Origin of the sequence: Halomonas flagellata, from assembly GCF_022487945.1 — a bacterium.
Taxonomy (GTDB): domain Bacteria; phylum Pseudomonadota; class Gammaproteobacteria; order Pseudomonadales; family Halomonadaceae; genus Halomonas; species Halomonas flagellata.
On record NZ_JAKVPY010000030.1, the window covers coordinates 27,744 to 44,849 of the forward strand.

Annotated in this window: 14 protein-coding genes and 1 other RNA gene; 11 read left to right on the plus strand and 4 right to left on the minus strand. The window is 67.9% G+C overall.

Annotation, left to right across the window (positions count from 1 at the left end):
• Positions 1-189: 189 nt before the first annotated feature.
• Positions 190-3,546 (plus strand): mechanosensitive channel MscK, encoded by a 3,357-nt coding sequence (gene mscK / locus MKP05_RS18880; RefSeq protein WP_240569714.1) that lies wholly within the window; start codon positions 190-192, stop codon positions 3,544-3,546.
• 9 nt (positions 3,547-3,555) lie between these two features.
• On the opposite strand, the gene MKP05_RS18885 is transcribed toward mscK, so the two are convergent.
• From MKP05_RS18885 to MKP05_RS18895, 3 genes are read right to left on the minus strand one after another with little or no spacing between them, the layout of a single operon-like run.
• Positions 3,556-4,344: a TlyA family RNA methyltransferase gene (locus tag MKP05_RS18885; protein WP_240569698.1), complete on the minus strand. Its 789-nt coding sequence runs from the start codon at positions 4,342-4,344 to the stop codon at positions 3,556-3,558.
• Between the two features lie 18 nt (positions 4,345-4,362).
• A complete protein-coding gene (locus MKP05_RS18890; RefSeq protein ID WP_240569699.1) occupies positions 4,363-6,396 on the minus strand; it encodes a hypothetical protein in 2,034 nt (677 codons plus the stop codon).
• A gap of 46 nt (positions 6,397-6,442) precedes the next feature.
• A complete protein-coding gene (locus MKP05_RS18895; protein WP_240569701.1) occupies positions 6,443-7,666 on the minus strand; it encodes a carboxylate--amine ligase in 1,224 nt (407 codons plus the stop codon).
• 257 nt (positions 7,667-7,923) lie between these two features.
• Between MKP05_RS18895 and ffs the strand changes: the two genes are divergently transcribed.
• Positions 7,924-8,020, plus strand: an RNA gene (gene ffs, locus MKP05_RS18900) — signal recognition particle sRNA small type.
• 59 nt (positions 8,021-8,079) lie between these two features.
• On the opposite strand, the gene MKP05_RS18905 is transcribed toward ffs, so the two are convergent.
• The gene (locus MKP05_RS18905) at positions 8,080-8,316 is read right to left on the minus strand and encodes a hypothetical protein (RefSeq protein WP_240569703.1); all 237 of its coding nucleotides are present in this window, start codon (positions 8,314-8,316) and stop codon (positions 8,080-8,082) included.
• Positions 8,317-8,343: 27 nt separating this feature from the next.
• Between MKP05_RS18905 and MKP05_RS18910 the strand changes: the two genes are divergently transcribed.
• The 9 genes from MKP05_RS18910 to MKP05_RS18950 all read left to right on the plus strand — a co-directional run bounded on the left by MKP05_RS18910 (position 8,344) and on the right by MKP05_RS18950 (position 16,907).
• Positions 8,344-8,646 (plus strand): type II toxin-antitoxin system HigB family toxin, encoded by a 303-nt coding sequence (locus MKP05_RS18910; RefSeq protein ID WP_240569704.1) that lies wholly within the window; start codon positions 8,344-8,346, stop codon positions 8,644-8,646.
• Positions 8,647-8,649: 3 nt separating this feature from the next.
• Positions 8,650-9,021, plus strand: coding sequence for a helix-turn-helix domain-containing protein (locus MKP05_RS18915; protein WP_240569705.1), 372 nt, complete (start codon positions 8,650-8,652; stop codon positions 9,019-9,021).
• The gene (locus MKP05_RS18920) at positions 9,014-9,718 is read left to right on the plus strand and encodes a plasmid pRiA4b ORF-3 family protein (protein WP_240569707.1); all 705 of its coding nucleotides are present in this window, start codon (positions 9,014-9,016) and stop codon (positions 9,716-9,718) included. The genes MKP05_RS18915 and MKP05_RS18920 overlap by 8 nt, the downstream gene beginning before the upstream one ends.
• 388 nt (positions 9,719-10,106) lie before the next feature.
• Positions 10,107-12,377 carry a putative bifunctional diguanylate cyclase/phosphodiesterase gene (locus tag MKP05_RS21900; protein WP_240569709.1) on the plus strand — a complete coding sequence of 757 codons (2,271 nt, stop codon included), beginning with the start codon at positions 10,107-10,109 and terminating at the stop codon, positions 12,375-12,377.
• Positions 12,378-12,482: 105 nt separating this feature from the next.
• A complete protein-coding gene (dnaX, locus tag MKP05_RS18930; RefSeq protein WP_240569711.1) occupies positions 12,483-14,411 on the plus strand; it encodes a DNA polymerase III subunit gamma/tau in 1,929 nt (642 codons plus the stop codon).
• 52 nt (positions 14,412-14,463) lie between these two features.
• Positions 14,464-14,790 carry a YbaB/EbfC family nucleoid-associated protein gene (locus tag MKP05_RS18935; protein WP_110283724.1) on the plus strand — a complete coding sequence of 109 codons (327 nt, stop codon included), beginning with the start codon at positions 14,464-14,466 and terminating at the stop codon, positions 14,788-14,790.
• Between the two features lie 22 nt (positions 14,791-14,812).
• Entirely contained in the window at positions 14,813-15,433 is a 621-nt protein-coding gene (recR, locus tag MKP05_RS18940; protein ID WP_110283725.1) for a recombination mediator RecR, read from the plus strand.
• 35 nt (positions 15,434-15,468) lie between these two features.
• On the plus strand, positions 15,469-16,599 hold the full coding sequence (rnd, locus tag MKP05_RS18945; protein WP_240569713.1) for a ribonuclease D: 1,131 nt from the start codon (positions 15,469-15,471) through the stop codon (positions 16,597-16,599).
• The gene (locus MKP05_RS18950) at positions 16,596-16,907 is read left to right on the plus strand and encodes a YcgL domain-containing protein (protein WP_110283727.1); all 312 of its coding nucleotides are present in this window, start codon (positions 16,596-16,598) and stop codon (positions 16,905-16,907) included. Before rnd ends, MKP05_RS18950 begins: the two co-directional genes overlap by 4 nt.
• Positions 16,908-17,106 lie beyond the last annotated feature (199 nt).

The following is a 17,106-nucleotide window of genomic DNA, read 5'->3' on the forward strand; positions in this document are numbered from 1 at the left end:
GCGCTATTCGCCTCATCAGATCGATAAACTTGTCTCGAAATCCGTGTTTCTCGCGACGATCGGTCGAATCCGACAGGCTCCTGGCGGCCGGCTCGGCCAGGATTCTGCCCAAGGGAGTCAGTGATCAGGATGCGACGTGTGCGAGTCTCCCGGGGGTGGGAGCATATCAGGCGGGCCATGGTCGGGTGGATGACGCTGCTGCTGCTGTGTGTGGCGTTCGAGGTCCGCGCCGATGAGACGCTGCCCGAGCGAGCCGTGGTGGAAGAGCGCCTCGCGGCATTGCAGCCCGGGGAGGGCGAGTCCCTCGGCGATGCCGATCAACGCCGTGTCGAGGCGCTCGAGGCGACCCTGAAGGGGCTGGAGCGACTGGCCGAGACGGAGGAGCGCCTGCAGGCCCTGGAGGAACGGGTGGAGCAGGCGCCGGCCGAGTTGCTGCGCCTGCAGCGGGAGCTGCGGGAGGAAGAGGAGGAGGCCGCGGCACTCTCCGCCACCGGCCTGGACGACGAGCCCCTGGAGGAACTCGAATATCGCCAGCAGGAGGCGGTGCTCGAGCTGCAGCAGCTGCAGGATCGTCTCGCCGAGGTCAATTCCCAGCTGCTCTCCGCCCAGACCCTGCCCGAGCGGGCCCAGCAGGCGATTGCCGAGGCGATGCAGGCCGTCGAGACGTCGCGTCGCTCGCTGGACGAACTGGAGGTGCGCGACCTGGCCGAGGATGATCCGCGGCTCTGGCGGCAACGGGTCGAGCGGCGTCTGGCGGAACAGACCCTGCGCCTGCACCAGCGTGAGCTGGGCACCAACACCCGCTTGCGCGAGCTGGCCCAGCAGCGGCGTGACCTGTTGTCGCAGCAGATCACGCGTCAGGAGACCGAACTGGCGCTGCTGCAGAGCGTCATCGAGCGCAAGCGCAGGATCGCTTCGGAGCAGGCGATCGCCGATGCCGCGCGGGACGATCCGCTGCTCGAGGCCGGACATCCCGTGCTGGAGCGGGCCCAGCAGATCAACCGGGACCTGAGCCTGGAGCTGCTGCGCGCCAACGACCGCAACAACAGCCTGGTGCGGGACAGTTTGGCGATCCGCAGCCAGCTCGACCATGTGCGCCAGCTGCAGCGCAGCCTCAACGAGCAGATCGAGGCGATCCGCGGCAGCCTGCTGCTGTCGCGGATCCTGCGCGAGCAGCGCCGCTCGCTGCCCCAGGTGGATGCCCGCCGCGACCTCCAGGACGAGATCGCCGATCTGCGCCTGCGCCAGTTCGACCTGGTCCGCCAGCGCGACGCCTTGCGGCAGAGCGAGCGGCTGGCCAACCAGCGCCTGGAGGAGGCGGGCATCGAGATCAGTCCCGCCCTGGTCGAGTCGCTGCAGGGCCTCTACCAGTCGCGTCGCGAGCTGGTCGACCAGCTCGAGCAGTCCTACGGCAATCTGCTCAGCGCCGCCATCGAGCTGCAGCTCAACCAGCAGCAGTTGCTGGAAACCTCACGGGAGCTGCGCACCACCATCGACGAGCAGCTGTTCTGGATCGCCAACACCCGGCCGCTGGATCTGTCCTGGCTTCGCCAGTTGCCCTCGCACCTGCTCACCGAATGGGAGGAGGGTGAATGGCGTGAGGTGCTGCCGGTGCACTGGCGGATGCCCGGCGCCGAGGCGCTCCTCGCTGTCCCCTTGCTGCTGGTGGTGGCCGTGCTGCTGTGGTGCCGCCGGCGCATCCAGGCCCGGCTCGCCGTGCTGCACGAGCAGATAGGCCGGTTGCGCAGCGACAGCCAGGGCCATACGCCCCAGGCGGTGGCCCTGAACGCCCTGCTGGCGCTGCCCGGGCCGCTGGCGCTGGCCGGGGTGGGCGTGGCGCTGGTGGCGGGGGGCCATGGTATCGCCATCGGGCTCGGCCAGGCCTTCTGGCATCTCGCCCTGGCCTGGGCCGTGATCGCCTGGTCGCGGCGTCTGCTGGTGAGGGACGGCGTGGCCACCAAGCACTTCTACTGGCCGGCGGGCTACGTCGCCCGGCTGCGCTGGCTGCTGCTGTGGCTGGGGGTGGCACTGGTGCCGGTGCTGCTGATCTCGACCCTGGCGCGGGGCGGCGATATCAGCCTGACCCAGCGCCCGCTGGCGCTCGGGCTGCTGCTCGGTGGCCTGGTGGCGATGAGCGTGCTGGCGGCCAGGCTGATCCTCGCCCATACGCCCTTCTTCGGGGTCAAGCTGTTCCGCTTGATTCTCGGCCTGACCATGGCCGCGGTCCCGCTGGTCTTCATCGGCCTGATCGTCGCCGGCTACGAATACACGGCGCTGAGCCTGGTGGGGCGCTTCGTGATCACCCTCTACCTGCTGGGCCTGTGGATCCTGGTCGAGTCCACCGTGGTGCGGGGGCTGGCGGTGGCGGCGCGTCGCCTCGCCTTCCGGCGCGCCCTGGCACGGCGCCGTGCCCAGGTGCAGGAGGGGGCCGAGGGCGGGCTCGAGGTGGTGGAGGAGCCACCGCTGGACATGGAGCAGATCAACCAGCAGTCGCTGCGGTTGTCCAAGTTGATCCTGCTGATCGGTTTCGCGGTGCTGCTCTACCTGGTCTGGGCGGATCTGCTGACGGTGCTGCGCTACCTGGACCAGGTGGCGATCTGGGGCGATGGCGAGGACGCCGACCTGGTCACCAGCGCCCTCTCGGTGGCCGATATCTTCACCGCGCTGCTGGTCTTCGCGCTGACCCTGATGATGGCCCGCAACCTGCCGGGGCTGCTCGAGGTGATGGTGCTGTCGCGCCTGGAACTCAAGCAGGGCAGCGCCTATGCCATCACCTCGCTGCTCTCCTACGCCATCGTCGGTACTGGCCTGGTGATGTCCCTGGCGACCCTGGGCGTGGCCTGGAGCCAGCTGCAGTGGCTGGTGGCGGCGATGGGGGTGGGGTTGGGCTTCGGCCTGCAGGAGATCTTCGCCAACTTCGTCTCGGGGCTGATCATCCTCTTCGAGCGGCCGGTGCGGATCGGCGACACCATCACCCTGGGCAACCTGACCGGCACGGTGAGCAAGATTCGCATCCGGGCTACCACAGTCACCGACTTCGACCGCAAGGAGATCATCATCCCCAACAAGACCTTCGTCACCGACCAGCTGATCAACTGGTCGCTGTCGGATACGATCACCCGGGTGGTGCTCGCCTACGGGGTCGCCTATGGCTCGGATCACCGCCTGGTGCATCGCCTGCTGCGACAGGCCGCCGACGAGAACCCGCGGGTGCTGGCCGACCCCGAGCCCCAGGTGTTCTTCATGGACTACGGCGAGAGCACCCTCAATTTCGAGCTGCGCATCTTCGTCAACAGCCTCGGTGACCGGCTCTTCGCCACCGACGAGATCAACTGCCGGGTGGGCGAGCTGTTCGCAGAGCACGAGGTCGATATCGCCTTCAACCAGCTCGATGTGTGGCTGCATCGCACCGACGGGACGGTGAAGAAGGTGCAGAGCGCCACGCCCGGCCGGGTGACCGATCCGGCCTTCCCGCCGCCCGGGGCCAGGGGCGATCCCGGCGCCTTCGACGACGGAGACGGAGGTGGCGGCGATGGCGGACGCTGAGGTCTGTCTTCACTTCCCGTGGTCGGGGAGGGGGGCGCCGAGCGTGGCGTGGAGCAGGAACTCCCGGTTGCCGTCGCCGCCGAGCAGCGGACTCTCTCGCCAGTGCAGGATCCTGAAACCGTGCGCGTCGCAGCAGGCGCGGAGGCGTGCCTCCACCTCGCCGTAGCGGGCCGGGTCGCTGACGATACCGCGGGCATTGACGCCCCCGGGCCCCGCCTCGAACTGTGGCTTGACCAGGCTGAGCAGTTCGCCGCCGGGGGCGAGCAGGGCGGCGAGCTCGGGCAGGATCAGCGTCTGGGAGATGAAGGAGACGTCAATCACGGCGATATCGGGCCCCTCGGCACCCTGCGCCGCCAGGGCCCCGCACAGCCGCGGCTCGCCCGCCATGGCGCGGGCGTTGAGCCCCTCCAGGCAGGTCACCCGTGGGTCGCCGCGAAGCTCGGGGTCGAGCTGGTCGTGGCCCACCTCCACGCCGATCACATGACGGGCGCCGAAGCGTAGCGCGCAGTCGGTGAAGCCGCCGGTGGACTGGCCCACGTCCAGCACCAGCTTCCCGGAGAGGTCGAGCCCCAGGGCCTCGAGCAGTGCCTCCAGCTTGAGCCCCGCACGGGAGACGTAGCGCTCCTCGGGGTCTTCCGTCACCGTCAGTTGCGCCTCGTCGGGCAGCTTTTCGCCGGGCCTGGTCAGCACCCGGCCAGTGCCGGCCAGGCTGACGCGGCCATGGCGGATCAGCCGCTGGGCGCGGGTACGGGAACGGGCCAGGCCCTGGGTGACGAGCAGTTGGTCGAGGCGCGGCATGGGCGGGGCAGAGGCGCCTTACGGCCCCTCGTCGGCCTGCAGGCCCGTGGGCGGGATACGGTCGACCCCCCAGCTGCGGTGGATGTAGCCGGTGACCCGGTCGAGTTCCTCCTGGGTGATCTGGGCCAGCTCGCCGCGCTCCAGCGGGTCGTAGTGGAAGATGTAGAGGCGCGAGGCGAACTGCTCGAAGGGCAGCGATGACTCGCCGAACCGTTCTCCCTTGCCGGCGGTGCTCACCTGGATGCCGTCACCCCAGTCCTGGCCGCTGTCGTTGTTGGGGTTGAAGAAGTAGACCCGCATGACGTCGTTCGGGTCCAGCGAGACCCGCAGCACCGTGATGGCGTGCCAGCCGATGAAGCGGGCGGCGCTGTCGGTCACGGCGATGCCCGCCGGCTGCGGGTGGATCAGCGGCTGGTTGCCGTTGTAGTAGGGGTGGTAGCTGGCATAGAAGTGGCGCAGGAAGGTGTCCACTTCGTGCAGCTGCCCGGTGGCCACGTCGACATTGATGCGAAAGCCCCGGCCCGACCACCAGCCGTGGAATTCCGGGTTCACCCAGCGGTGCGGGTCGCCCTCGCGGCCGATGCAGCGCCGCCCCATCTCGGCATAGATGCGGTCCAGATGCGGCACCACGATCAGCGACACCGGGTCCAGGTCCATGGGCAGGGTCTGGGCCACGCCGGAGAGGCTCGCCATGGAGGAGAGCGGCATGCCTTCGAAGTGCATGATGATCTCGTCGTCGCGGGCCGCCCAGGCCACCATCTGCAGCAGGTAGTCGGGGTCGTTGTAGGCCCACATGGAGAGCGCCCTGGCCGACTGGCAGGTGGGGTTGTTGCCCTGACCCACGCCCAGCGGCTGCCCGAGCATGCACAGCACGCCTTCCAGCAGTCGCGCCCGCGGCGAGATGGCCTCGCCATAGGCCAGGTTCAGGCGTGCCTGGGACCACTCCGAGAGGGAGAGCCCCAACTGGCGCCACATGGCCGGGGCCACCGGTGGCTGGTAGAGGATGCCGCGCTCGAGCATCAGCGCCAGGCCATAGGCTGCCTGGGGGGTGGCCGAGTGGACGCCCCCGCGGATCAGGGCGTGGACCAGCTCGCGGTAGCAGAGCAGGCAGTCGCGGCCGGTGGAGGAGAGCCCCAGCGCCTCGGCGAGCAGGTGGTCGCCATGGTCGAGCAGGTGGCGCAGCAGCACCGGATGGTAGGGCGATACCAGGCCGGTATCGTGCATGGCGCGGGCGAAGCCGGTGGCCTCGCTCTGGAGGGCGGAGCTGTCCATGCTCGAGAGTCGTTCGCGATAGACCTCCAGCCCCGGATCCTCGCGGCACGCCTGGGTGGGACCGAACAGCGAGCTGACCAGGCGGTCGGCGCCCTGGCCGCTGGTGCCCAGGTCGATCGCCGGGTTGGACTGGCAGATGGCGATCTGGGTGATCATCTGCTTGACCGGTTCGACCTGGATCGGACGCTGTTGCAGGATCCGCCAGATCTCCTCGATCAGCTTGTCGATGATGTGTTCGTAGCCGATGCGCTCGGCCAGGTGGCGGAACAGGTGGCGCGGGATCTGTGCCAGGCGACCCTGGGTCTCGCGCTCGGCCTCGCTGGGCGCGCCGAACAGCAGCCAGAGGTTGAGCGCCATCACCTGGGTCAGGTAGTGGTGGGCCTGCTCCGCCGAGACCAGCGGATGCAGGTACTCGCCCTTGGCCACCGCCAGCAGCCGCAGCTCGCTCAGGGCCTCGATCACCACGGTGTTGGGATCGGCGCTCTTCAGCGCATGGGTGGTGAGCGAAGGCACCAGGTACTGGGGTGTCTCCCAGTCGGAGCCGAGGAAGACCCCGGCCTCCTCCAGTGCCCTGGCACGGGCCTCCACGGCGGCGGCGCCGCCCTCCTGGAGCAGCACGCGACGCGCGGTGTCCAGCACCCGGGGCAGTTTCCCTGGCTTGGCGAAGTCGAGTGATTTGGCGAGCAGGGTGGTCGCGTCATCGAGCTTCACCAGCAGGCCGGCGAGCTTGTCGTCGCCTGCCGGCTCGCTTGTGTCTTGCGTATGTCGGTGCGTCGTCACGCCGATTCCTTGTCGTCAGGCTGTCATCATCCCCATGACGCCTCGATCAGACATAGAAATCAAGCTCTTCCATATGCTTGAGCAGCTCCTTCATGCGGGCGGCCTCGTCGCCCTTGAAGTAGATCAGCCCCCAGTGGGTGCCGAAGGCGGTCCGCTTGGTGACGGTCTCCTCCATCGGCGGCGTCAATTCGTGGGACTCGAAGTAGGGGTCGTCCTCGACCTCTTCGGGAATCTCCAGCTTGCTGACCACCCGGCGGCGCGGGTAGACGCCGAAGCAGCCGGCGTAGCCTTCGGCATCGACCACTTCCTTCGGGAAGAAGGCGCTGACTTCTTCCGGCGTGGACTTGGGGTCGAACACCAGCATGCTGGCCTGGTAGGCGTTGAAGCCGTAGACCCGCTCGAGCAGTTCGAAGACCTTGAAGCCCGGCGGCCGGTAGGCGACCTCGCCGAAGTACATCTCGCCGTCGCTGGTGACGAAGTACTCGGGGTGGATCAGGCCGAACTCGATGTCGAAGGCCTTGATCAGCTTCTCGATCTGGGCGGTGATCTGGGGGCGATACTTCTCGAGTTCCGGCGAGGCGGGCACGAACACCGAGTAGCCCAGGGTCACGTATTCCGAGATGTTGAGAAAGGCGATCTTGCCGTTGTGGATCCAGGCCTCCACGGCAAATTCCCAGCCGTCCAGGTGCGACTCCATCAGCACCGGGAACTCCTCTTCGGGAATGGTATCGACCTCGTCCGGGGTACGGATCACCCGGTGGCCCAGGCAGCCGGCCTTGTCGAAGGCCTTGAGGTGAATGGGGTCGTTGGGGTCGCCGTCGAGCTTGAGCAGGGTCTGGTTGACCCGCTTGAGGAAGCGGATGACGTCTCCCTTGTCGTGGGCCTCCTCGAAGATGCCCACGCGGATGCCGCCCAACTGGGCGCGGCGCTTCATCAGCGCCTTGTCACGCAGCAGCAGCGACTGGCCGTAGAGCCGCGGGTTGTCGAGCAGCAGCGAGTTGATGGCACCGGCCCACTCCACCGTCTCCTCGAACAGTGGAATGGCCACGTCGACGCCCATCTCCTTGAGCGTCTCGGCGATCTCCATGGAGCGGTCGTTGAGGCGCTCGAAGTTCCAGGAAACGTGGGGAATGTCGTGCTTCTCGCAGTACTCCTCGGCCCAGTCGGGCGCCACCACCACATAGCGTCTATCGAAGTTCTCGGCGGCTTCGATGGCATTCAGGCTCCAGCCCAGCAGGGCGATGTAGCCCTTGTTCGGATCCTTCTTCATGGGGCGCCTCCAGATGTCGGCAATGAATGATTCCTCCCTGACGGGAGTGACTGTCGGAAGGAAGAGAATACCCCTCACCATACACCAGGGGGCGAAGGGTGACATCCTCGCGTCGCCGCGCGAGCGTTCCGACGGGTGCCACCCCTTGCCGCCATGGCGGGCCGCTGTTATAGTGCCCGCGCACTCGACAAGCCCTTGATGCGACGTCGAGTTTGATGCCTCGAGCCAGGCTCGGGAAGCATCCGCTGTGGTGGCCCCGTCGGTCCTCCCGCAACGCTAAACCGCAAACCCCGCCAGGCCCGGAAGGGAGCAACGGTAGTGGTGGACGCGTGTGCCGGGATGTGGCTGTCGGGGCCACCTCCATTTCGGCTTAGGCTCTTCCCTCCTTACCCCCCCCCCCCCTCCATGACATGTCACGCTCTGCTGCTGGCGGATTCGGCCAGCGCCGCTGCGCGGCTGATGAACAGCGCATAGGTGGTCAGCACGTGGCGGATCGAGGCGATCTCCACGCACTCGTCGACGCCGTGGATGCGTTCGGCCACCGGGCCGTAGCAGGTGCCGTCGATGCCGCTCCGCGCTTGCCTCTGCAGGGGGCTGCGTGCGTTTCGCTGCCATCCTGGGCTGCCTTGGGAACGTCTTGCCTTGCGCATGGTCCCACATTGGGACATGATGGGTGGATGAGGATCATCGCCATCAAGAACCTGCGTGACTTCTGGGCGCAACACCCTGATGCAAAGGCGCCACTGGAAGCCTGGATCGATGAGGTGAAGCATGCCGACTGGAAAGATGCGCATGACATCAAGGCCAAGTACCGGAGCGCCAGTCCGGTGGGCAACAAGCGCGTCGTGTTCAACATCAAGGGTAACGACTATCGGCTGATCGTCGCCGTTGCCTACCGGTTCGGAGCAGTCTACATCAAGTTCATTGGCACTCACGCGGAGTACGACAAGGTGGATGCCGAAACCGTAGAGATGGAGTAACCCATGGATATTCGCCCCATTCGCACCGAGGACGACTACCGAGCCGCCCTGCGGGAAGTGTCCGCCTACTTCGACAATGAACCGGAACCTGGCACCGAAGAGGGCGACCGCTTCGAGATCCTCATGACGCTCGTCGAGGCCTATGAAGCCAAGCACTTTCCGGTAGACCTGCCGGACCCCATCGAGGCCATCAAGTTTCGCATGGAGCAGCAGGGCCTCACGCCCAAGGATCTTGAACCCGCCATTGGCCGACGCAACCGCGTCTATGAGATCCTGAACGGCAAGCGCAACCTGACCCTCGCCATGGTCTGGAAACTTCACGACATGTTCGGCATTCCTGCCGAGAGCCTGATCAAGCCCCCTCATCATGCCTGATATTCGCCTGCGTATCGAACTGCTCGACACCGATCCCCTGGTCTGGCGCCGCGTGCTGGTGCCGGAGCAGATCAACCTGCACCGCCTGCACGAGGTCATCCAGGCCGCCATGGGCTGGTGCGACTGCCACCTCTTCGAGTTCGAGTGCAACGGCCGCTACTATGGCGAGCCGGACGACTGGAGCGACCGGCCCATCGCGCTGGCGCGCAACGCCAAGCTCAAGACCATTGCCTCGCGGCTGAAGGACAACACCTTCCACTACCTCTACGACTTCGACGACGACTGGGTGCATCGCATTGTGGTGGAAGAGACCGGCCTCGCCGAGACCAACCCCTGTCCGCGGCTGATCAATGGCGCCATGGCCTGCCCGCCGGAGGATATCGGTGGCATCGGTGGTTTCGAAGCACTCAAGGAAGCCGCCGGCGGGCGAGGCGACGAGCACGGCGAGATGCTACTGGAAGCCGTGGGTGGCCACTTCGACCCTGAAAAGCTGGACGAGGACGAGATCGATTTCATGCTGGAGCCGATCCAGGCCGGCTTTCGCCGGGGCGGCCGCAAGGCCGCCGAACGGCGAATACCGCCCCGTGTGGCAACCAGGTGCGACATGGAAAGCACGCTCAAGGCGCAGGGCATCAATAGCATCGAGGAGCTGATGCAGGCGCTGCAGGCCGAGATCGACAGGAGTCGCAAGGGATAGACGCCGCCGAGCGATTCTCACCCATGCGCCATGCCCGTGGGCTCCCCTTGTTGTGCAACGTCAGCCCATGTCCCGGCCGATGCGCTACCAGGCTCCCCGGCCAACGACTCGGCACCGTTCTTGGCGCCGAAAACTGAAGTGGTCCAATTGGAGCGGACACCCCGATAAGCCTCATAATGGAGGCAGTGGAAACCGTCCTCGGTACGGGCTTCCATTCGTGAAGGGGGCCGGTCGCCGCTGCGCGGCCATGCCGACGACGGCGGATGAATCTTCGTCACTGGAGCCGCGCATTCTCCGCGGAAGCCGATACACTGTAACCAGGGCGGGTCGTGATATTCATGCATCGACTCCATCGGCCGCAGGAGTGCAAGAGGGGATGGGGGGCGGGGTGACGCAGGCGCAGCGGCGCATCGTGACACTGGCCATGATGGGGATCCTGGCCACGGGCGCTCTGGTAGGGGCGAGTACTGCGGTGCCGCTCTTTCATGTCACCCGAGACAGGCTGGAAACCACCACGCTGGCCAGCCTCCAGACCCAGGCGGGTGCCCTGGACCATCAGCTGCGTCACTTCGAGGATCTGGCTCGACAGGTGGCCAGCGACGACGAGATTCGTCGGCGTCTGGTGTCCCATGTCGACGGTGAATCCAGTCGCTCCTGGCTGGTCGCCTACAGTGCCCCACGGCTGCGCGATGCCATGGTCCAGTCCGACGAGATCGTCGGGGTGGTGCGCCTGGGCCCCGCGGGGGAGCCGCTGCTGGCACTCGGCCGCACCCCGCAGGCGCCGCGGGAAGTGCCACCCGGTGAGAGCGAGACGAGTTCGCCAGCCCGGTTGGTGCGGGTGGATGAGTCGCTGGTGCTGGAGGTCGCGGCGCCGATCATCGCCCCGGGCGGTGAGCCCATCGGCACCGAGCTGTTCTACTTCCGGATGGATACCCTGCTGGCGCTGCTGGCCGGTGCCGATAGCGTCGGACCCGGGGCGAGCCGGTATCTGGTGGCGCTGGAGAGCGGGACCCTGCTGGGTGCCGGCGATGACGGAGCGCCCCTGACCCGGGAGCCGGATGCACTGGAGCAGGCCAGGGTGCAGGCCCTGGCCGCAGGGCAGTCCGGGGTCGACAGGACCGGCATGGGCGATGGCGAGCAGGTGTTGATCGCTGTGCCCATGTCGACGCCGGGCTGGGGGTTGCTGGTGGAGCTGCCGGCCGGCAGTTTCTATGCCGAGGTCTTCAGGGTGCTGTACTGGCCGCTGCTGGCCACCCTGATCATGATGTTGCTGGGGGCCCTGGTCACGGCCCGGGTGCTCAAGCCGTTGCTGTCGCGCATCGACGAGCAGGCCCGGCGCCTCGAGGAGTCGGCCCACTATGATGCCCTCACCCAGCTGCCCAATCGCTTCCACCTCAGCCAGCGTCTCGAGGCGGCGCTGGAGGTGGCGGCGGCGGAGCGGTCCCGGCTCGCCGTGCTGTTCCTCGACCTGGACCACTTCAAGGGCGTCAACGACAGCCTTGGCCACCCCCTGGGTGACCGCCTGCTGCGGGCGGTTGGCCGGCGATTGTCGCAGGTACTGCGCGACCGGGACCAGCTGGGTCGGCTGGGCGGCGACGAGTTCCTGATGGTGATCGAGCGCCTGTCGGCCCCCGCGGAGGCCGATGGAGTGGCTCACCAGTTGATCGGCGCGCTGGTGGAGCCCTTCCACGTCGGGGGGCACGAGATCTTCATCGGGGCTTCCATCGGCATCAGCCTGTTTCCCGAGGACGGCACGACCAGTGAGGCGCTGATCCGCAACGCCGATACCGCCATGTATCGGGCCAAGGCCCTCAAGCGCAACACCTGGCAGCGCTACACCGCGGCGCTGGGAGAGGAGAGCCGGGAGCGCTTCGATATCGAGGTGGGGTTGCGCCGGGCGCTCGAGCGCAACGAGCTGCAACTCTACTTCCAGCCCCAGGCCTTCGTCGACGGGGGCCGGGTGTTCGGCGCCGAGGCACTGATTCGCTGGGTCTCGCAGGAGGGCGAGACAATCATGCCGGAGCGGTTCATCCCGCTGGCCGAGGAGTCGGGGCTGAGTCATGCGCTGGGGCGCTGGGTGCTTGACGTGGCCTGCCATCATGCACGTCGGTGGGAGCAGCGCGGGCTCGACCTGCAGGTGGCCGTCAACCTCTCCGGTGCCCAGGTGGTCAACGGCGATATCGTCGGCGACGTGCGCCGGGCGCTGCAGGAGAGCGGCCTGTCGCCGGAGCGGCTGGAACTGGAGATCACCGAGGGGTTCCTGATCAACCACGCCGACGAGGGCGTCGGGGTGCTGCACGAACTGCGCGAGCTGGGCGTGATGCTGGCGGTGGACGACTTCGGCACCGGCTACTCGTCGCTGGCCTATCTCAAGCGTCTACCCGTGCAACGGCTGAAGATCGATCAATCCTTCATTCGCGACGTGCCCGGCGATGCGGACGACGAGATCATTGTGGCCGCCATCCTGTCGATGGCCGGTCGGCTCGGGCTCGAGGTGGTGGCCGAGGGGGTCGAGCTCCCGGTGCAGCTCGATTTCCTGGCGGGCCAGGGCTGCGAGCGCTACCAGGGCTTCCTGTTGAGCCGACCCGTGCCGGCCGAGGTGTTCGATCGTCGCTGGGGGGGCGGAGCCGAGCTTTGCGACCCCGTCCCCAGCCGGTAGAATGAAGGGCGATACCCATGATCGGCGTGGCCAGCGGGAGTTCCGGGCGGCGTCGATCCTCGAGTCCGGCTGCCAGCCAGCCCAGCTGCAAGGATTCCGCGCTGCATGAGCTATCAGGTTCTGGCCCGCAAGTGGCGGCCGCGTACCTTCCATGAACTGGTCGGCCAGGAGCATGTCCAGCGGGCGCTGGTCAATGCCCTGGACCAGGGGCGCCTGCATCACGCCTACCTGTTCACCGGCACCCGCGGGGTGGGCAAGACCACCCTGGCGCGTATCCTCGCCAAGTGCCTCAACTGCACGGCGCAGGGGCAGGGCGACGAGGGCATCACCTCGACGCCCTGCGGCGAGTGCGACAGCTGCCGGGCCATCGACGAGGGCCGCTTCGTCGACCTGATCGAGGTCGACGCCGCCTCGCGCACCAAGGTGGAGGATACCCGCGAGCTGCTCGACAACGTGCAGTACGCCCCGACCCAGGGGCGCTACAAGGTGTACCTCATCGACGAGGTGCACATGCTCTCCACCCACAGTTTCAATGCGCTGCTCAAGACCCTGGAAGAGCCGCCGCCCCACGTGAAGTTCCTGCTCGCCACCACCGACCCGCAGAAGCTGCCGGTCACGGTGCTGTCGCGCTGCCTGCAGTTCACCCTCAAGAACATGGCGCCGGAGCGCATCGTCGAGCACCTGACCCGGGTCCTCGAGGCCGAGTCGGTGCCCTGTGAGGAGAGCGCCCTGTGGCTGCTGGGCAAGGCCGCCGATGGCTCCATGCGCGATGCCCTGAGCCTCACCGACCAGGCCATCGCCTTCGGCCAGGGGCAGGTGCGCCATGCCGACGTGGCGGCCATGCTGGGTACCCTGGATCACCGTCATGTGCTGGCCCTGCTCGAGGCCCTGGCCGAGGTGGACGCCGGCCGCGTGCTCGCCGAGGTCGCGGCCCTGGCCGAGCAGGGGCCCGACTTCGCCGCGGTGCTCGACGACGTCACCGGTGTGTTGCACCGCCTGGCCATCGCCCAGATGGTGCCCGAGGCGCTGGACAACGGTCATGGTGACCGCGAGGCGCTGCTTCAGCTGGCCGCCCGCTTCACCGCCGAGGACGTGCAGCTCTACTACCAGATCGGCATCCAGGGGCGCGGCGACATGGAGCACGCCCCCGACCTGCGCATGGCGTTGGAGATGACCCTGCTGCGCATGCTGGCCTTCCGTCCCCAGGGCGTGCCCCGGCCGGCGAAGACGCCACTGCCGCTGCGGGGGGGTAATGTCGACGAAGGGGCCGGCGATGGCGATGGCGACGGCGAGTCGCCCGCGACCGGTGCCCCGGCCGTGCCGGCGGCGAGTGCGCCGCAGCAGGCGCCCGCCACGGCGGAAGCGCCAGCCGCCGGGGCCCCTCGTGCGGCGGCCCCCGTGTCATCCCCGGAAGCCGCGCCTCCGGTCGAGCCCCAGGCGCCGCCAGCGGAAGAGCCGCCGCCGGTGGAAGAGCCGCCGCCCTGGGAAGAGCGGCACGCAGCGCGCGGGGCGGATACCGCGCCCGAGCCGGTCGCCCCGGTGCCGCCGGAACCCGAGCCGGCCCCCCTGACGCCCGAGCCAGCGGCTTCGGCCCCCGAACCCGCCGTCTCGGCAGGGGGCGTCGAGGGGCATCTCGACCATGCCGGCTGGCTGGCCCGCTTCGAGTCATTGGGGCTGGGCGGCCTGACCCGCAACCTGGCGGCGAACTGCGTTGTCGAAGCCGATGACGGCGAGCGGCTGTTGCTGCGGCTCGACCCGGCGCTCTCGGCGATGAACGCCGAGGTGCATGTGGAACGCATCACCCAGGCACTGGCGACGATCGGCATCGAGCGCCGCCTCAGCATCGAGGAGGGGCCGCTCCCCGAGGACATCGAGACCCCCAGGCGGCAGGCCGAGCGCCTGGCCGCCGAGCGCCATGCCGAGGCGGTTGAAGCGCTGAGTAACGACCCGCAGGTACAGCAGTTGCAGCAAGCCTTCGGTGCGCGGCTGATCGAATCCACGGTCAAGCCGGCCGATGCCGAGGCACGAGGCTGAGGCGCCGCACCCGATCACAGCGGCATTCACACGACCAAGAGAGGAATCCCCCATGATGAAGGGCGGAATGGGCAACCTGATGAAGCAGGCCCAGGAGATGCAGGAAAAGATGCAGCGCGTCCAGGAGGAGGTCGCCAAGGCCGAGGTCCTGGGCGAGGCCGGTGCCGGCATGGTCAAGGTAACCATGAATGGCCGCCATGATGTCAGCAAGGTCGACATCGACCCCAGTATCATGGAAGAGGACAAGGAGCTGCTCGAGGACCTGCTGGCTGCCGCGGTGAACGACGCCGTGCGCAAGGTCGAGGCCAACTCCCGTGAAAAGATGGAAGAGGCCACCGCGGGGTTGAATTTGCCGCCGGGCTTCAAGATGCCTTTCTGATGTCTGCCGGAAAGGGCTGCCAATGAGCTTCTCTCCCCTGGTCGATCGACTGATGGAGTCGCTGCGGGTGTTGCCCGGCGTCGGCCCCAAGACCGCCCAGCGCATGGCCATGCACCTGCTCGAACGCGACCGCGATGGTGGCCGGCGCCTGGCCGAGGTGCTGGGCGTGGCGCTGGAGGAGGTCGGCTACTGCCGGCGCTGCCGCACCCTCACCGAGGAAGCGGTCTGTACGCTCTGCGAAAGCCCGCGGCGCGACGACAGCGTGCTCTGCGTGGTCGAGTCTCCCGCCGACCAGTTGGCCATCGAGGAGGCTGGCGGCTATCGCGGCCGTTACTTCGTGCTGCACGGCCACCTCTCGCCGCTGGATGGCATCGGCCCCGAGGACATCGGCCTCGACCAGCTCGAGGCCCTGGTATCTGGAAGCGAGGCGGCCGAGGGCGGCGTCGAGGAGGTGATCCTCGCCACCAATCCCACCGTGGAGGGTGAGGCGACCGCCCACTACATCGCCTCCCAGCTCGCCTCCCGGGGCGTGACGCTCTCGCGCCTGGCCTATGGCGTGCCCATGGGCGGCGAGCTCGAGTACGTCGATGGCGGTACCCTGAGCCGTGCCTTCAACGGTCGCCTGCCGTTCCAGGGCGACTGATCCCCTTTCCCGTCCCACTGCCTGCCGGATGCCGCATGCCCCTGACCCCCGAGATTCGCTGGATCGATACCCCCGCCGCCCTGGACGCCGCCTGTGCCGAGGTGGCCGGAGCGGAAGTGATCGCGCTGGACACCGAGTTCTTCCGCGAGAACACCTTTCACCCGGTGCCGGCACTGATCCAGTTCTCCGCCGGCGGCCCGGCCTTCGTCGTCGACCCGCTCGAGGTCGAGTGCACCGACGCCTTCCGGCGCCTGCTCTCCGAGGGGGCGCTCAAGCTGCTGCATGCCAGCAGCGAGGACCTCGAGGTCTTCGCCCACTGGGCCGGGGTGCCGCCCGCCCCGCTGGTCGACACCCAGCTCGCCCAGGGTCTGCTCGGCGAAGACCCCTCCATGGGCTACCAGCGGCTGGTGCAGCACTGGACCGGCGAGACCCTGCCCAAGGACGAGACCCGCTCGAACTGGCTGCTGCGCCCGCTCAGCGATGCCCAGCTGAGCTATGCCGCCCTGGACGTGGTCTACCTGGTGCAGGTGTGGGAGCACCAGCGCGAGTCGCTCGAGCGGCAGGGCCGGATGGCCTGGCTCGAGGCCGACTGCCGCGAGATGGTCGCCCAGGCGGCCCGCAGCGATGCCGCCGACGGCCAGTGGTACCTGCGCAACCGCCAGCTGTGGCGGCTCTCGCCGCGCCAGATCGAGGCCTACCGCCGGCTGACCACCTGGCGCGAGGGCGAGGCACGTCGCCGTGACGTGCCGCGGGGCTGGCTGGTCAACGACCGCCTGCTCTACGCCATCGCCGAGCGGCTGCCCGAGAACCGCTACGAGCTGGCCCAGGTCGAGGAGGTCAAGCCGACGCTGGTCAAGCGCGAGGGCGACGCGCTGCTGACCCTGGTGCGCGAGGCGCTGCATGTCGACGAGCAGGCGTTGCCACCGGCGATGCCCTCGCCGATGGCGCCGGACTTCAAGAAGCGCCTCAAGGCCCTCAAGCGGGTGGTGAGGGGCGAGGCCGAGGCGTTGGGGTTGGCCCCCGAGGTGCTGATGCGCCGGCGCGACCTGGAGGCGCTGGTGACCGCCGACCTCGAGGGCGAACCGCTGCCGCTGCCCGGCGGCTGGCGTGGCGAACGATTGAACATGGGGCTCAAGGCGGCCCTGGACGAGGCGAATGACGGATGAGTGACGATCGAATGAAGGGCGACAAGCTGCTGTGCGAGATATTCAAGAGCCCGCGCCTGGACGAAATGTATCTCTATGTGGACAAGCGCAAGGGGCTCGGCGAGGTGCCCGAGGCACTGCTCGAGCGCTTCGGCAGGCCACTGCCGGCGATGACCCTGATCCTCACCCCGGAGAAGACGCTGGGCCGGGCGAAGGCCGCCGACGTCATGGCGGCGATTCGCGACAAGGGCTTCTACCTGCAGATGCCGCCGGCCAAGGAGGAGTACCTGCTCGATCTCTATCGTACCCCGACGGAAGCCCGCTATTGATCGAACCCGGGGTCGAGCCTGGCGCCCAACTCCGGTAAGGGTTTGCCAGCGCTGGGAGCCCCTATGGGGTCAGACCCGAATGGCACTTACTTAAGCTTTTTCGGATGTCCGTATAGTTGGATTTCCTCACGAGCTTGGTGGCGATGCATTTTCAATAACCGGTGGGGCCTGGGCCGCCGTTTGATGGCCCTTGGCTCCA

Excerpts from the sequence above, each read along its gene's own strand:
- MKP05_RS18950 (WP_110283727.1), top strand. The coding sequence starts at position 16,596 with ATGAGTGACGATCGAATGAAGGGCGACAAGCTGCTGTGCGAGATATTC.
- mscK (WP_240569714.1), top strand. The coding sequence starts at position 190 with ATGACGCTGCTGCTGCTGTGTGTGGCGTTCGAGGTCCGCGCCGATGAG.
- MKP05_RS18920 (WP_240569707.1), top strand. The coding sequence starts at position 9,014 with ATGCCTGATATTCGCCTGCGTATCGAACTGCTCGACACCGATCCCCTG.
- MKP05_RS18910 (WP_240569704.1), top strand. The coding sequence starts at position 8,344 with ATGAGGATCATCGCCATCAAGAACCTGCGTGACTTCTGGGCGCAACAC.
- MKP05_RS18895 (WP_240569701.1), bottom strand. The coding sequence starts at position 7,666 with ATGAAGAAGGATCCGAACAAGGGCTACATCGCCCTGCTGGGCTGGAGC.
- recR (WP_110283725.1), top strand. The coding sequence starts at position 14,813 with ATGAGCTTCTCTCCCCTGGTCGATCGACTGATGGAGTCGCTGCGGGTG.
- MKP05_RS18915 (WP_240569705.1), top strand. The coding sequence starts at position 8,650 with ATGGATATTCGCCCCATTCGCACCGAGGACGACTACCGAGCCGCCCTG.
- MKP05_RS18885 (WP_240569698.1), bottom strand. The coding sequence starts at position 4,344 with ATGCCGCGCCTCGACCAACTGCTCGTCACCCAGGGCCTGGCCCGTTCC.
- dnaX (WP_240569711.1), top strand. The coding sequence starts at position 12,483 with ATGAGCTATCAGGTTCTGGCCCGCAAGTGGCGGCCGCGTACCTTCCAT.
- MKP05_RS18935 (WP_110283724.1), top strand. The coding sequence starts at position 14,464 with ATGATGAAGGGCGGAATGGGCAACCTGATGAAGCAGGCCCAGGAGATG.
- MKP05_RS18905 (WP_240569703.1), bottom strand. The coding sequence starts at position 8,316 with ATGCGCAAGGCAAGACGTTCCCAAGGCAGCCCAGGATGGCAGCGAAAC.
- rnd (WP_240569713.1), top strand. The coding sequence starts at position 15,469 with ATGCCCCTGACCCCCGAGATTCGCTGGATCGATACCCCCGCCGCCCTG.